Annotated in this window: 13 protein-coding genes; 8 read left to right on the forward strand and 5 right to left on the reverse strand. The window is 61.6% G+C overall.

Annotated elements, in window-relative coordinates; translation table 11 throughout:
• Positions 1–24 precede the first annotated feature (24 nt).
• Positions 25–549 (reverse strand): MarR family winged helix-turn-helix transcriptional regulator, encoded by a 525-nt coding sequence (locus LPA36_RS15610; RefSeq protein ID WP_228878176.1) that lies wholly within the window; start codon positions 547–549, stop codon positions 25–27.
• Between the two features lie 360 nt (positions 550–909).
• On the opposite strand from LPA36_RS15610, the gene typA reads away from it, so the two are divergent.
• From typA to LPA36_RS15640, 6 genes are all read left to right on the forward strand, one after another.
• Complete coding sequence (gene typA / locus LPA36_RS15615; protein WP_228878177.1) at positions 910–2,736, forward strand: translational GTPase TypA; 1,827 nt, start codon at positions 910–912, stop codon at positions 2,734–2,736.
• Positions 2,737–3,103: 367 nt separating this feature from the next.
• Positions 3,104–5,965, forward strand: a complete 2,862-nt coding sequence (locus LPA36_RS15620; RefSeq protein WP_228878178.1) for a 2-oxoglutarate dehydrogenase E1 component — start codon at positions 3,104–3,106, stop codon at positions 5,963–5,965.
• A 144-nt stretch (positions 5,966–6,109) separates the two neighbouring features.
• Positions 6,110–7,384, forward strand: a complete 1,275-nt coding sequence (gene odhB / locus LPA36_RS15625) for a 2-oxoglutarate dehydrogenase complex dihydrolipoyllysine-residue succinyltransferase (RefSeq protein ID WP_228878179.1) — start codon at positions 6,110–6,112, stop codon at positions 7,382–7,384.
• 113 nt (positions 7,385–7,497) lie between these two features.
• Complete coding sequence (gene lpdA / locus LPA36_RS15630; RefSeq protein ID WP_228878181.1) at positions 7,498–8,928, forward strand: dihydrolipoyl dehydrogenase; 1,431 nt, start codon at positions 7,498–7,500, stop codon at positions 8,926–8,928.
• An 87-nt stretch (positions 8,929–9,015) separates the two neighbouring features.
• The gene (gene zapE, locus LPA36_RS15635; RefSeq protein ID WP_228878186.1) at positions 9,016–10,113 is read left to right on the forward strand and encodes a cell division protein ZapE; all 1,098 of its coding nucleotides are present in this window, start codon (positions 9,016–9,018) and stop codon (positions 10,111–10,113) included.
• 155 nt (positions 10,114–10,268) lie between these two features.
• The gene (locus tag LPA36_RS15640; protein WP_228878189.1) at positions 10,269–10,721 is read left to right on the forward strand and encodes a transposase; all 453 of its coding nucleotides are present in this window, start codon (positions 10,269–10,271) and stop codon (positions 10,719–10,721) included.
• Between the two features lie 134 nt (positions 10,722–10,855).
• Here LPA36_RS15640 and LPA36_RS15645 read toward each other — a convergent pair whose 3' ends face one another.
• Positions 10,856–11,350: a DUF2147 domain-containing protein gene (locus tag LPA36_RS15645; RefSeq protein ID WP_228878190.1), complete on the reverse strand. Its 495-nt coding sequence runs from the start codon at positions 11,348–11,350 to the stop codon at positions 10,856–10,858.
• 577 nt (positions 11,351–11,927) lie between these two features.
• Between LPA36_RS15645 and LPA36_RS15650 the strand changes: the two genes are divergently transcribed.
• Complete coding sequence (locus tag LPA36_RS15650) at positions 11,928–12,668, forward strand: DUF2968 domain-containing protein (protein WP_228878193.1); 741 nt, start codon at positions 11,928–11,930, stop codon at positions 12,666–12,668.
• A 261-nt stretch (positions 12,669–12,929) separates the two neighbouring features.
• Here the strand turns inward: LPA36_RS15650 and LPA36_RS15655 are convergent, their stop codons facing one another.
• Both LPA36_RS15655 and LPA36_RS15660 read right to left on the reverse strand, forming a co-directional pair.
• On the reverse strand, positions 12,930–14,120 hold the full coding sequence (locus LPA36_RS15655) for a low temperature requirement protein A (RefSeq protein WP_228878195.1): 1,191 nt from the start codon (positions 14,118–14,120) through the stop codon (positions 12,930–12,932).
• Between the two features lie 143 nt (positions 14,121–14,263).
• Positions 14,264–14,431, reverse strand: coding sequence for a hypothetical protein (locus tag LPA36_RS15660; RefSeq protein WP_228878196.1), 168 nt, complete (start codon positions 14,429–14,431; stop codon positions 14,264–14,266).
• A gap of 229 nt (positions 14,432–14,660) precedes the next feature.
• On the opposite strand from LPA36_RS15660, the gene LPA36_RS15665 reads away from it, so the two are divergent.
• Entirely contained in the window at positions 14,661–14,909 is a 249-nt protein-coding gene (locus LPA36_RS15665) for a hypothetical protein (protein WP_228878198.1), read from the forward strand.
• Positions 14,910–14,962: 53 nt separating this feature from the next.
• On the opposite strand, the gene hfq is transcribed toward LPA36_RS15665, so the two are convergent.
• The gene (hfq, locus tag LPA36_RS15670) at positions 14,963–15,481 is read right to left on the reverse strand and encodes an RNA chaperone Hfq (protein ID WP_228878199.1); all 519 of its coding nucleotides are present in this window, start codon (positions 15,479–15,481) and stop codon (positions 14,963–14,965) included.
• Positions 15,482–15,549 lie beyond the last annotated feature (68 nt).

A 15,549-nucleotide genomic window follows, 5' to 3' on the forward strand; every position in this document is an offset into this window, starting at 1 on the left:
AGTAATGATGGACGTTGCAACTATTTATCGCGTCTCGGACGACGGAGCCGACGGCGTGGCGGCATCGCGCGAGAGCCACGAAGCGTCGCCACTATTCGCAAGCGCACGGCGCAGAAGGCTCTTCAGGAAGCCCACTTCCTCGGGCGTAAAGCCGGTGAGCAACTTGTCCAGCGTGCCATTGAAAATGCCGGGCATGCGCGCGGCCATCGCCTGGCCTTCGGGCGTGAGCGCCAGCCGGACAACGCGTCGGTCTTCGCTGCTGCGCACGCGCGTCAGCAGGCCGCGCTTCTCCAGCCGGTCGATCAGGCGGGTGACCGCGCTCGCGTCGATACCGTATTCGCGGGCCAGCTCGGCGGCGAGCGTGCACTTGCCGCTCGAGACCATGAACAGGATGCTGCACTGGGTGCTGGTAATGCCGAGTTCGGCCATCGTGCGCTGCGTGATCATGTTCGACATGGTCGATTTCACGCGCGAAAGCAGGTAGCCCACACTCTCGCCGAACTGGTATTCGCTGATTTCAGGCGGTGGCGCCGGATTCGGATCAGTCATGATTCTCTGCGACAACAATGATTGACCAGGCAGGATTATAGGTGCGGTTAGTTGACGCGGCAAGCGTTATTACAGCTTAGGCAAGGAACTTTCACACGCAAGGACCATAATCGATTCGTTTGACGCGTGCAGCACAAGGACTGGCGGTGAGGGCTACGCCGGTCGCGTCCGGAATGCAGGACAACTGTGCCTGTGGAGCGCGAAAAAAGCGCGCAGAAGGGCTTTCCGGAGGGTGGAGTACATGACAGGCCGGAAAGCTTCACGTTCGCGTGCTATAATTTCAGGTTCCCAAAAGTGCGCTTTGGGCTTGTTGGCAATTTCAAGAAGCGATCTGGCGCACTCAACTGTTTCCAGGTTCCTATGACCCGCGCCCTTCGTAACATCGCCATCATTGCCCACGTCGACCACGGCAAGACCACGCTCGTCGACCAGCTCCTTCGCCAGTCCGGCACCTTCCGCGAGAACCAGCAGATCGCCGAACGTGTGATGGATTCGAACGACATCGAAAAAGAACGCGGCATTACGATTCTTGCGAAGAATTGCGCGGTCGAATACGAAGGCACGCACATCAATATCGTTGACACCCCGGGCCACGCCGACTTCGGCGGTGAAGTGGAGCGGGTGCTGTCGATGGTCGACTCGGTGCTGCTGCTCGTCGATGCCGTCGAAGGCCCGATGCCGCAAACGCGCTTCGTGACCAAGAAGGCGCTGGCGCTTGGCCTCAAGCCGATCGTCATCATCAACAAGATCGACCGCCCGGGTGCGCGTATCGACTGGGTGATCAACCAGACGTTCGACCTGTTCGACAAGCTGGGCGCAAGCGAAGAACAGCTCGACTTCCCGATCGTCTACGCATCGGGCCTGAATGGCTACGCCGACCTCGATCCGAGCGTGCGCGAAGGCAACATGCGCCCGCTCTTCGAAGCGATTCTGGAACACGTGCCGGTTCGCCCGGCAGATCCGAACGGTCCGCTCCAGTTGCAGATCACGTCGCTCGACTACTCGACGTACGTCGGCCGTATCGGCGTTGGCCGCATCACGCGCGGCACGATCAAGCCGGGCATGTCCGTCGCCGTGCGTTCGGGCCCGGACGGCGCGATCCTCAACCGCAAGATCAATCAGGTCCTGTCGTTCAAGGGTCTGGAGCGCGTCCAGGTGGAATCGGCTGAAGCCGGCGACATCGTGCTCATCAACGGTATCGAGGAAATCGGTATCGGCGTGACCATCTGCTCGCCGGACGTGCCGGAAGCGCTGCCGATGATCACGGTCGACGAACCGACGCTGACAATGAACTTCCTTGTGAACTCGTCGCCGCTGGCGGGCCGTGAAGGCAAGTTCGTGACGAGCCGCCAGATCCGCGACCGTCTGATGAAGGAACTGAACCACAACGTCGCGCTGCGCGTGAAAGAAACCGGCGACGAAACCACGTTCGAAGTGGCGGGTCGCGGCGAGCTCCACCTGACGATTCTCGTGGAGAACATGCGTCGTGAAGGCTACGAACTCGCCGTTTCGCGTCCGCGCGTGGTGATGACGGAAGTCGACGGCGTGCGTCACGAGCCGTACGAAAACCTGACGGTCGACATGGAAGACGGCCACCAGGGCGGCGTGATGGAAGAACTCGGCCGCCGCAAGGGCGAAATGCTCGACATGGCGTCGGACGGCCGTGGCCGTACGCGTCTCGAGTACCGTATTTCGGCGCGTGGCCTGATCGGCTTCCAGTCGGAATTCCTGACGCTCACGCGCGGCACGGGCCTGATGAGCCACACGTTCGACTCGTACCAGCCGGTCCGGGAAGGTGCGGTTGGCGAGCGCCGCAACGGCGTGCTGATCTCGCAGGACGACGGTGCAGCCGTCGCCTACGCGCTGTGGAAGCTGCAGGATCGCGGCCGCATGTTCGTGTCGCCGGGCGAGCCGCTGTACGAAGGCATGATCATCGGCATTCACAGCCGCGACAACGACCTCGTCGTGAACCCGATCAAGGGCAAGCAGCTGACCAACGTGCGTTCGTCGGGTACCGACGAAGCCGTGCGCCTCGTGCCGCCGATCCAGATGTCGCTCGAATACGCGGTCGAGTTCATCGACGACGACGAACTCGTCGAAGTCACCCCGCAATCGATCCGTCTGCGCAAGCGTTACCTGAAGGAACACGAGCGCCGTAGCGCGAGCCGCAAGGGCGCGACCGACTAAATGTGGTTGACGTCGTCGAGCCGTCAACAAGCGCATCGTTGTCAGACAAAAGCCACCTTCGGGTGGCTTTCGTCGTTTTCCGGCACGGCCGGCGTGGTTTGGCGGCGTCTCGTGAAAACCGTGTGATGCGCCTCGAAACCCCCATCCGGACTGCGTGCAGATGCAGCAAAACCCCGGTGCGACAAGACTTCAGGCGACCGTGCCAGCTATGTAGAGTATGCGTTCTGTGCTATGCTTTTCCGGATGCAAGTTAAGGTCCTTCCAAGCAAGACTTGATTCGCGCAATCCGCCAAACGGTCAGGCCGTGTCGCGGAAGGTTGAGTAACCCGCTATTTCTCGAGAAACTCGAAGAAAGGTGAGCGTAAAAATGATGAAGCAATTCCAGCTGAACTCTTATCTGTTCGGCGGCAACGCTCCGTATGTAGAAGAGCAGTACGAGGCGTATCTCGATAATCCGGCGTCAGTGCCCGAGACCTGGCGTGAGTATTTCGACGCGTTGCAAAACGTTCCGGCATCGGACGGCAGCAACGTGAACGACGTGGCCCATGGCCCGATCGTCGAGTCGTTTGCACAGCGGGCGAAGGCGAACGCCTTTATTCCGCGCACCGCCACGGGCGGCGAAGACCTGGCCACCGCGCGCAAGCAGGTGTTTGTCCAGTCGTTGATCGGCGCCTACCGTTTTCTCGGCTCGCAATGGGCTAACCTCGATCCGCTGAAGCGGCGCGAGCGTCCGAATATTCCCGAGCTTGAACCTGCGTTCTACGACTTCACTGAAGCCGACATGGACCAGACGTTCAACGCGAACAACCTGTATTTCGGCTTCGAACAGGCATCGCTGCGCGACATCATCAAGTCGCTGCGCGACACGTACTGCGGCACGATCGGCGCCGAGTACATGTACCTGAGCGATCCGGAGCAGAAGCGCTGGTGGAAGGAAAAGCTCGAGTCGATCCGCTCGACGCCGAACTTCTCCGCCGACAAGAAAAAGCACATCCTGAACCGTCTGACGGCAGCCGAAGGCCTCGAGCGCTTTCTGCACACCAAGTACGTCGGCCAGAAGCGTTTCTCGCTGGAAGGCGGCGAAAGCTTCATCGCATCGATGGACGAAGTGGTGCGCCACGGCGGCGCGAACGGCGTGCAGGAAATCGTCATCGGCATGGCCCACCGCGGCCGTCTGAACGTGCTGGTCAATACGCTCGGCAAGATGCCGGCTGACCTGTTCGCTGAATTCGAAGGCAAGCACGTCGATGATCTGCCGGCTGGCGACGTGAAATATCACAAGGGCTTCTCGTCGGACGTTTCGACCGATGGCGGCCCGGTCCACCTGTCGCTCGCATTCAACCCGTCGCACCTTGAAATCGTGAACCCGGTGGTCGAAGGTTCCGCGAAGGCGCGGATGGACCGTCGCGGCGACGATCAGGGCCTGCAGGTTCTGCCGGTGCAGATCCACGGCGACGCGGCCTTCGCAGGCCAGGGCGTCGTGATGGAAACGCTGAACCTCGCGCAGACGCGCGGTTACGGCACGCACGGCACGCTGCACATCGTCATCAACAACCAGATCGGTTTCACGACGTCCGACCCGCGCGATGCGCGCTCGACGCTGTACTGTACCGACGTGGTCAAGATGATCGAAGCGCCGGTGCTGCACGTGAACGGCGACGATCCGGAAGCCGTCGTGCTGGCGACGCAGCTCGCGATCGATTACCGGATGCAGTTCCACAAGGATGTCGTCGTCGACATCATCTGCTTCCGCAAGCTCGGCCACAACGAGCAGGACACGCCGGCTGTCACGCAGCCGCTGATGTACAAGACCATCGCGAAGCACCCGGGCACGCGCGCGCTGTACGCTGAAAAGCTCGTACAGCAGGGCGTGATCACCGCCGAAGACGCAGACAACTACGTCAAGGCGTATCGTCAGGCGATGGACGAAGGTCATCACACGATCGATCCGGTGCTCTCGAACTACAAGAGCAAGTACGCGGTCGACTGGGTGCCGTTCCTGAACCGCAAGTGGACCGACGCTGCCGATACGGCGGTGCCGCTCGCTGAACTCAAGCGCCTCGCGGAACGCATCACGACGGTTCCGGAAAACTTCAAGGTTCACCCGCTCGTCGAGCGCGTCATCAACGACCGCCGTGCCATGGGTCGTGGTGAAGCGAAGCTCGACTGGGGCATGGGCGAACATCTGGCATTCGCTTCGCTCGTCGCATCGGGCTACGCAGTGCGTCTGACCGGCCAGGACTCGGGGCGCGGCACGTTCACGCACCGTCACGCGGTGCTGCATGACCAGAACCGCGAACGCTGGAACGACGGCACGTATGTGCCGCTGCAGAACATCGCCGAAGGTCAGGCGAAGTTCACGGTGATCGACTCGGTGCTGTCCGAAGAAGCCGTGCTCGGCTTCGAGTACGGTTACTCGACGGCTGAGCCGAACACGTTCGTCGCGTGGGAAGCGCAGTTCGGCGATTTCGTGAACGGCGCGCAGGTCGTGATCGACCAGTTCATCTCGTCGGGCGAAGTGAAGTGGGGCCGCGTTTCGGGTCTTACGATGCTGCTGCCGCACGGCTACGAAGGCCAGGGCCCGGAGCACTCGTCCACGCGTATCGAGCGTTTCCTGCAATTGTGTGCAGATCACAACATGCAGGTCGTTCAACCGACCACGCCGGCGCAGATTTTCCACCTGTTGCGCCGTCAGATGATCCGCCTTTTCAGGAAGCCGCTGATCGTCGCCACGCCGAAGTCGCTGCTGCGCCACAAGGAAGCCGTGTCGGACCTGTCCGAACTGGCGAAGGGCGCGTTCCAGCCGATCATCGGCGAAGTGAGCGATGAGATCGACGCGAAGAAGGTCAAGCGCGTGATCGTCTGCTCGGGCCGCGTGTACTACGACATCGTCGCGCATCGTCGCGAGTCGAAGTCGAACGACGTCGCGATCATCCGTATCGAGCAGCTGTATCCGTTCGCGCACAAGCAGTTCGAAGCGGAAATGAAGAAGTACGACAACGCGACCGAAGTGGTGTGGGTGCAGGACGAGCCGCAGAATCAGGGCCCCTGGTTCTACATCGAGCACCATCTGAAGGAAGGCATGAAGGAAGGACAGAAGCTGGCATACAGCGGCCGTCCGGCTTCGGCTTCGCCGGCAGTCGGTTACTACGCCAAGCATTACGAGCAGCAGAAGGCGCTGGTTGAAGGTGCATTCGGCCGTCTGAAGAGCGCGTCGATCGCCAGGTAAACAGGAAACCGAACCGGGAGAACGCACTGCGTTCTCCCGTGCCGCGTTTGCCAGGTTCGTTATGGCTTTAGCGACGCAGACACGGTTCGCAGACGGTTCGCACAGGGTTCACTGAACCCGATACGTATTCAGGAAAAAATCACAATGGCTATTGTAGAAGTCAAGGTCCCCCAGCTCTCCGAGTCGGTCTCGGAAGCCACCATGTTGCAGTGGAAAAAGAAGCCGGGTGAAGCGGTCGCGCAGGACGAAATTCTCATCGAAATCGAAACCGACAAGGTCGTGCTGGAAGTGCCGGCACCGTCGGCAGGCGTGCTCGCGCAAGTCATCGCTAACGATGGCGACACCGTGACCGCCGATCAGGTCATCGCAAAGATCGACACTGAAGGCAAGGCAGGCGCTGCTGCTGTCGAAGCAGAAGTGAAGCCGGCACCGGCCGCCGCGCCGGCGCCCGCTGCCGCGACGGCCCAGGCTGCATCCGCAACGGGTGCGAACACGGCGGCTTCTCCTGCTGCCAGCAAGCTGATGGCAGAAAAGAACCTGTCGTCGGGCGACGTCGCAGGCTCGGGCCGCGACGGCCGCATCACGAAGGGCGACGTGCTGACCGCAGGTTCGGCACCGGCCGCAGCAAAAGCACCGGCTCCGGCCGCCGCACCGAAGGCTGCAAAGCCGTCGCTGCCGGACGTCAAGGCACCGGCCTCGGCCGACACGTGGCTGAAGGACCGCCCGGAACAACGCGTTCCGATGTCGCGTCTGCGCGCGCGTATCGCCGAGCGTCTGCTCGAATCGCAGCAAACCAACGCCATCCTCACGACCTTCAACGAAGTGAACATGGCGCCGGTGATGGATCTGCGCAACAAGTACAAGGACCGCTTCGAGAAAGAACACGGCGTGAAGCTCGGCTTCATGTCGTTCTTCGTGAAGGCCGCTGTTCACGCGCTGAAGAAGTTCCCGCTCGTGAACGCGTCGATCGACGGTAACGACATCGTCTATCACGGCTACTTCGACATCGGTATCGCGGTCGGTTCGCCGCGTGGTCTGGTGGTGCCGATCCTGCGCAACGCCGATCAACTGAGCCTCGCGGACATCGAAAAGAAGATTGCTGAATTCGGCCAGAAGGCGAAGGACGGCAAGCTGTCGATCGAAGAAATGACGGGTGGCACGTTCTCGATCTCGAACGGTGGTGTGTTCGGCTCGATGTTGTCGACGCCGATCATCAACCCGCCGCAATCCGCGATTCTCGGCGTGCACGCCACGAAGGAACGCGCTGTGGTCGAGAACGGCCAGATCGTGATCCGTCCGATGAACTACCTGGCGCTGTCGTACGACCACCGGATCATCGACGGTCGCGAAGCGGTGCTGTCGCTCGTCGCGATGAAGGATGCGCTGGAAGACCCGGCGCGCCTGCTGCTCGACCTGTAAATCCGCGTAACCGTCACCATCTGCGTGATGGAGCTTCTCGCATCAGCTTGAAACCGCAGCGATGCGCGCCATGAAACATGGTTGCGCTTCGCTGCGTCATCGAAAGGATTGTCATGTCCAAAGAATTTGACGTCGTCGTGATCGGCGCCGGCCCGGGCGGCTATATCGCCGCGATCCGCGCCGCGCAGCTCGGCAAGACCGTCGCATGTATCGAAAAATGGAAGAACCCGGCCGGCACGCTGAAGCTTGGCGGCACGTGTCTGAATGTGGGTTGCATTCCGTCGAAGGCGCTGCTTGCATCGTCGGAAGAATTTGAAAACGCTTCGCATCACCTCGCTGACCACGGCATCAGCGTGGAAAACGTGAAGGTCGATATTTCGAAGATGCTCGCCCGCAAGGAAAGCATCGTCGAGAAGATGACGAAGGGCATCGAATTCCTGTTCCGCAAGAACAAGATCACCTGGCTCAAAGGCCACGGCAAGTTCACCGGCAAGACGGACGCCGGCGTGCAGATCGAAGTGAGCGGCGAAGGCGAAACGGAAGTCGTCACGGCGAAGAACGTGATCATCGCGACGGGTTCGAAGGCACGCCATCTGCCGAACGTGCCGGTCGACAACAAGATCGTCGCCGACAACGAAGGCGCACTGACGTTCGATACTGTGCCGAAAAAGCTCGCCGTGATCGGTGCGGGCGTGATTGGCCTGGAACTCGGCTCGGTGTGGCGTCGCCTCGGTTCTGACGTCACGGTGCTCGAAGCGCTGCCGGAATTCCTCGGCGCGGCGGACCAGTCGCTGTCGAAAGAAGCCGCGAAGCAGTTCAAGAAGCAGGGTCTCGACATTCATGTCGGCGTGAAGGTCGGCGAGATCAAGGCGTCCGACAAGAGCGTGTCGATCGCCTACACGGACAAGGACGGCAACGCGCAGACGCTCGACGCCGACCGTCTGATCGTGTCGATCGGCCGCGTGCCGAACACCGACAACCTCGGTCTCGAAGCAATCGGCCTGAAGGCGAACGAGCGCGGCTTCATCGACGTCGACGACCATTGCGCGACGGCGGTGCCGAACGTGTATGCGATCGGCGATGTGGTGCGTGGCCCGATGCTCGCGCACAAGGCCGAAGACGAAGGCGTGCTGGTGGCCGAAATCATCGACGGGCAGAAGCCGCACATCGACTACAACTGCATTCCGTGGGTGATCTACACCGAACCGGAAATCGCATGGGTCGGCAAGACCGAACAGCAGCTGAAGGCCGAAGGCCGCGAAGTCAAGACGGGGCAGTTTCCGTTCATGGCGAACGGCCGCGCGCTCGGCATCAACAAGGCGGATGGTTTCGTCAAGATGATCGCCGACGCGAAGACCGACGAGCTGCTCGGTGTGCACATCATCTCGGCAAACGCATCGGACCTGATCGCGGAAGCCGTGGTGGCGATGGAATTCAAGGCTGCGTCCGAAGACCTTGGCCGCATCTGCCATCCGCACCCGTCGCTGTCTGAAGTGATGCGCGAAGCTGCGCTGGCTGTCGATAAACGCGCGCTGAACATGTAATGCATGCGGTCGTCTGACCGCGTTTGCATCGCACTCGAAGGCGGGCGGGTTCACACCCTCCCGCCTTTATTTTTTTGCTGCAACACCATGAACGTCACCGAATACTACGAAAAAGAACTGCAGACGCGCGGTTATCAATCGGACCCGGCGCAACGCGCGGCGGTCGACCGCCTGCAGCGGTGCTTCGAGGAGTGGACCGAATATAAATCGCGTCGCTCGAACGCGTTCAAGAAGCTGATCATCCACCCCGATCTGCCGCGCGGCGTGTACATGTGGGGCGGCGTCGGTCGTGGCAAGAGCTTCCTGATGGACAGCTTCTTCATGATCGTGCCGGTGCAGCGCAAGACGCGACTGCATTTTCACGAGTTCATGCGCGAAGTGCATCGCGAACTCGAAGACCTGAAAGGGCAGGCCGATCCGCTCGACGAACTCGCACGACGCGTCGCGAAGCGTTACCGGCTGATCTGCTTCGACGAATTCCATGTGTCCGATATTGCGGACGCGATGATTCTCTATCGGCTGCTCGACAAGCTGTTCGAGAACGGCGTGCAGTTTGTGATGACGTCCAACTACGATCCGGACACGCTGTATCCGGACGGCCTGCATCGCGACCGCGTGCTGCCCGCCATCGAGCTGATCAAGTCGAAGCTCGATGTGATCAACGTCGACGCCGGCATCGACTACCGGCAACGCACGCTGGCGCAGGTCGAGGTGTATCACACGCCGCTTGGCGCGGCCGCCGACAAGGCGCTGCGCGATGCGTTCGGACGTCTCGCCGCGGTGCCTGACGAAAGTCCGCTGCTGCATATCGAGAAGCGCGAACTGAAGGCGCTGCGTCGCGCGGATGGCGTGGTGTGGTTCGACTTCGCGACGCTGTGCGGCGGCCCGCGCTCGCAGAACGACTACCTCGAACTGGCGAGCCGCTTCCATGCGGTGATCCTCTCGGGCGTGCCGCAGATGACGCCGCGCATGCAGTCGGAGGCCCGGCGCTTTACCTGGCTCATCGACGTGTTCTACGACCACAAGGTCAAGCTTCTGATGTCGGCTGCCGTGCCGCCGGAGCAGCTTTACGTCGACGGCCCGATGGCCAATGAGTTCACGCGCACGGTTTCGCGCATCGTCGAAATGCAGTCGAAGGAATATCTGGATACGCCGCGACGTATCGTCGATACGTCGCTGACTTAGATGTTGAGCGGTCGCCGGTGCGCGTGGGTAAAGCCGTGCCGGGCGCGCGTCACACCGGAGTCTCGCAAACCATTTTCGAGATTCAGACTCTTCTGATTTTCGCGTGCGGGCTGTCTCTATATCTTCTCCTTACGGTTCTGATAAAGGAGAAGCCCGTGACACCTTACCGCGATATTAACGACGAAGAATGGCAATGCATCGCCCCGATGCTGCCCGAACTACGCCCGCGCTCGGAATTGCGCGGACGTCCTCTTGCCAACACGCGCTCCGTGCTGAACGGCGTGCTGTGGGTCATCTGTAGTGGTGCGACGTGGTCGGCGATGCCGCGCCGTTACCCGTCTTACCAGACGTGCCATCGCCGCTTCAAGGTGTGGCATGAGTCGGGCGTGCTCAGGCGCGTGATGGACCATCTGTACGCTACTGCCGCCGAAGATCTCTACGTGACAATGCAGGCCCGCATGCGCGTGCACGCGAATCCTGAGCAGAAGGCCGCGCGCCTCGGGAATGGTTTCCCGTACCGTGCTGCCGGTGTGCTGCATGCTCACACGATGAATGAAAGTGCGGCGCAGGTTCCCCCCGTCGCGTTGCCCTACAAGCACGCGGCATGACAAAACCCACGTGTTTTGAACTCGCGAAAGCAATAAGAGGCGGCCGACAATAGTCATTGTCGGCCGCTTTTTTCGTCTCTAATCCGGGTTTAACGCGCTCGATACGCTGTACGCGATTGTCGTTGTTTCAGCGTTTATTGCTGGCGAATCCACGTCTGCGAACGACCGATCAGCGACACGCCGATATACCCGCGCACCACCAGTTTCTGGCCACCGTCTTCCAGGTGCATCTTGCACTTGTACAGCTTGCCGTTTTCCGGATCGAGGACGTGGCCGCCGTCCCAGCCGTCGCCATCCTTTTTCATGTCGTTGATGATTGTCATGCCGAGCATCAACTGGTCTTTGCGCTCGTCTGTGCATGCGGTGCAGCGACGGTTCGGATCGTCGTTCGGGTTGAGGCCCTTGATGATCTTGCCGGTCAGGTTGCCGTTGCCGTCAGGCGTGATCTGAACCAGCGCTTTCGGTTGGCCGGTGTGGTCATCGATCGTCTGCCATGTGCCGACGGCGGTTGCGCTCTGCGCCATCGCCACCACGGCGCTCGCCATCAGCACACCGGCCACTGCAATCTGTTTCACTGACTTCAGTGCCACGGTGCGGGCACGCCGCGTCAGATGCGTCAGTTGAGTCATTGTCTTCCTCCTTGTTGAAAATCGTCGCGATCGGAGTCGCGCGGCGCCCGGGTGAGTATCAGGCGACGCCAGGCCTTGAACGGGTCCGGGCAGAATACGTGAAAGCGTCTGAGTCGTTTGATAGGGGGTCCTCTAAACAATACCGCCTTTTCGATGGCGAGATTCGGCACGCCCGTGACAGACGGCAGTGCGTATCTTCGTGACAATTTCCGGGGCTTGCGCAACGTGGCGGAACGCACAGGCGTGATCGCCCACAGGGTCAGTGCAGGGCAGGCAATTTTGCCTGCAGCAACGGCTGCTCGCGGCCGCGCGCAGCAGCAGTTAACGCCCGCCGAAAGCGTGGCAACAGTGGGTATCGATCGCGGCAATTGGGATATGAATGGATTCGCGCGTGATCACCCCAATTGACAGTTATGGCGGGTGCCGCCAGGACACCGCCCGGGGCTGCGATTTCAGCGGGAAAGTGTTGCGAGAATAGTTGCGGAAGCACCAAATTTTTGACGAAGAACCCGAAACCCGCGAAAGTGAGTAATAATGAGATGGATGAGCTAAAACAAATGTTCGAGCAGAAGACCACATGAACCATAAGTCAAAAGTTCGCCAACTTAAGCTGGCTGGGTTGGCAGGGCTGGTAGTAATCGGGGGAATGCAGGTTGTTTGCGCACAGACGAGTCCCGAGCCTGTCGCGAGCATTGCAGTCGCAAGCCAGACCACCGCTGTGCCTGCTGCTGATCCCGCAGCGAATTCCGTACTTTCCGCAGCGTCCGCGCAACCGGTCGTGCTGACAGCCGACGAGGCGAAGCAGTCCGCGACAGGCAACGTCGCCGAGCTGCAGCAGATGATGCACGGATCGGAACTCAGCGAGCTGCGCACCACCTACAACGGCAGTTATGGCGCAAGCCTGCTCTTCTACGGAAAGGAGATGACGTGGTACGTCGCCTTGTTCCAGCAGAAGAACTTCTGGCGCGTGATCAAGACGTCGGACGAAGGCCGCGCTGAAGCGATCTATCGCGACTTCGCCCATCAGACCGTACAGCTTTCCGACGTCGAGATCCGCCGCACGCGACTCGATGCGCAGAAGGCGTTCACGGAACGCATGGTCGCGCTGTCGCAGGACCGCGCGAACCGCCTCCAGGCTGACCTGACCGTTGCACGCCAGCAACAGGCCATCGTCGCTGACCAGCAGAAGCAGAATCGCGACGAAGCTGCCGCACTGGCAACGCAGAAGCTGGCCGCACAGGAGCAGTTGCGCACGGCGCAACGTCAGGTGCGTGACCTGCAGCGTCAGCTGGAATCCGGTCTCCCGGTTTCGCGATAATCGCCTGAACTGCGCCTGTCGCAGGGCACCCGGCGCGCCTTCAGTCGCGCATTCGGGCGCGGCGGTTTTGCGCAGTTCCGTTGGCATTGGACAGGCTCCGTCCCGGTTCGCCGGACGGAGCTTTGTGGCGTTTTCCGCTGCTTTTCCCGGCAATCCTGGTCGCCAATGAATGTGTCGGGGTATCGACATTGCCGTTCGAGCGTTGCTGCAGCGGCGCCGCGCTTCGTCGGCGATTTCAGCGCGATGTCTTGTGCAACCACGCTACGGCGTGCCCGCTGCTTCCGCCCGCGCGAGCGAGCGTCGCGACACGCTCTCCCATACGGCAACGACGATCATGACGACGGTCGTGAGGCCGCCGGTCATTAGCAGATCGGTGTGCAGCGCGAACGGGACCACGATCGCGAGCAGGGCGAGCCCGACCCAGTGCGACAGCGGAAACCAGCCGTACACAACGCGCTTGTACAACCCGTTACCCGCAACAAAGATCGCCGGACCACCGGCGAGCAGCCATGCGGTTGCCGAAGTGACGCGCTCGTCCGGGTGCAGGATCACGAGGTCGTCAGCGGCTGCGCAGACGATGATCCCGGCAATCAGGATCACATGCACGTAGTGGAAATACGCGGCCATCAGCCCGGGTTCGCTCGAGCGCCTGATCGCGCGGCTCCCGGCGCTACTGCTGGAGTCGAAATACACCCACCACATCGCGACGCTGCCGAGAAAGCACACGAGAAACGCGATGACGGACGGCGCGCTCCATGACTCGATGTCCGACAGCGTTCCGCCCGTCACCAGCACCGACTCGCCCAGCGCGAGGATCACGAACGCCTGGCAGCGCTCCGCAATGTGACCGCCTTCGGCTGAACGCCAGTCAGCGGCGTCTGACCGGCCGAGCCCTGGCAGCGGAAAGCCGAACATGGGCGACAGGTACTCGCAGAGCACAGCAAAGGTCCAGCATGCGAAGCGCTGGGGACCTTCGAGAAGCCCGCCCACGATCCATGCGACACCTGAGATCACGAGCCACCCGCAGATGCGCCGGAAGTTCGGCGTCAGCGTATGCTGGCTGCCCAGAAACCGCAGCACGACGATGCTTCGGCCCACCTGGATCGTCACGTAGCTGATCGCGAACACGAGCCCCCGCTCGCCCCACGCGAGCGGCAGACTGGCCGCCATCACCATGCCAACCAGCATGACCGCGAAGAGCAGCAGCCGCACGGGAATCCGCTCTGGATCGAACCAGTTGGTGACCCAGCATGTGTACTGCCAGCCGAGCCAGACGGCGAACCATAGAACGAGCGTCTGAAGTGTGCCGAACGCACTCAGATCGTGAACGAGCCGATGCGACAGCTGTGTGACCGCAAACGCGTAAATCAGGTCGAAGAACAGTTCAACATAGGTAACCCGCGCTTCGTCGCCGTCTCGCGGACGCAGGAACCGGGCAACGCCGTTCGGCATGGTGTCGTTCCTTGTGCTGGACGCCTGGTGATGACTCGCGCACGCGTTTGCCGGCGTACCGGCGCTCATCGGCAACGCTCAAGGACGTGGCCGCCCAGATCAGACGGCATTGCCGCATTCAGTGCAGGCGAGATGCGCTCGCCTCAGTGCAACGTGCGCCCGACGCCCTTGGGGATCCTTACTTTGTCCTCTTCAGGATGGACTGCGATCGGGTCGCTGGCGGGGAAGGTTTCCTCAAGCGCCTCGTCGAGACGGTCGTCTGCCGCGTTGGCCGGTTTCGGTTCCGGTGCCCGTGGTGTGGGTTTTGACATGATGGCGCTCCGCTCGGGGAAGTCGAGCAACCAGCATAGCGCAAAGGAGCAGGCGGCGAATACCTGGCCGCCCGGCCATCTCCGCGTTGCACGTCGGCGTGGCCGATGCCCGTTCGAAGACTTTCAGCGGAAGCTGAAAAATCGCGCCGTATCGCTCGTCTTGGGTGTGTCACGGTGAGGGCACAAGCTGGTGTCATTCGCTTCGACACACAGACAGGGCGACGCTGACATGGACATGAAAACGAAGGGGCCGGCGCAACGCGTTCACGCCTCCCACGTGGTGGAGGCGGAACTGGCGCATCTGGAATGGGCGACGCGGCAACCGGTCGACCGGACACTGAGCCCCGACTACTGGCAGCGCCGCGTGCTGGCGGTGAGATGCAGGTTTGAATTGACGCCGCAGCAGGGGCAGCGCGTCGAGGTCATCCTGAAGCGGATCGAAGCGATCCTGCACCGGCTCGACAATCGCGTCGGCTAGGCGCCGGACCTCCGTATTGCGCGCAGCGCACGAGGACCGGCCGTACCGACAGGTTATTCGTTACCGTTATTGTTGTTGCCGTCACCATTGGCGTTGCCGAACAGGCGCCGGCGACGCGTCACGACAACCGGGCCATCCGAAGCCGGACGATCCGACGGGGCCGCCGAACTGCCGATCCCCGATCCACCCGCCGCACCCGCGTCCGGAGCAGACGCGGAAGACGACGAACCCGAGCCCGAACCCGGACCATACGAGCCACGCGGCTCGCGGGGTTCGCGCGGCTCACGGTGATCGCGCGAGCCGTGCGGCCCACGCGTTGTGTGTTCACCATGCGACGGCCGGCCCGCGCGCGGCGCCGGTCGGGTGCCGGTATCGAGCTGGATCGTCGAGATGGCGCGTTTGTAGATGCCCTGCAGGCCAACGGGCGTGCGCAGCATCACCAGGTACTGATCGAACGACTCGATGCATCCCGTCAGGCGAATGCCATTGACGAGATAAATCTCAACGCGCTTTCTTTCTTTGCGCGCTGCGTTCATGAAGTCGTTTTGCGGATGCGATTCTGCGGAAGGCATGGGCGATTCGGAGGCGGGCAGCGATGCGCCGCGGTCAGTTATAAGAATGGCTACTCGCCGCGATTCTA

The sequence above is a fragment of the Paraburkholderia saeva genome, assembly GCF_907164555.1.
In the GTDB taxonomy this organism is placed as follows: domain Bacteria; phylum Pseudomonadota; class Gammaproteobacteria; order Burkholderiales; family Burkholderiaceae; genus Paraburkholderia; species Paraburkholderia saeva.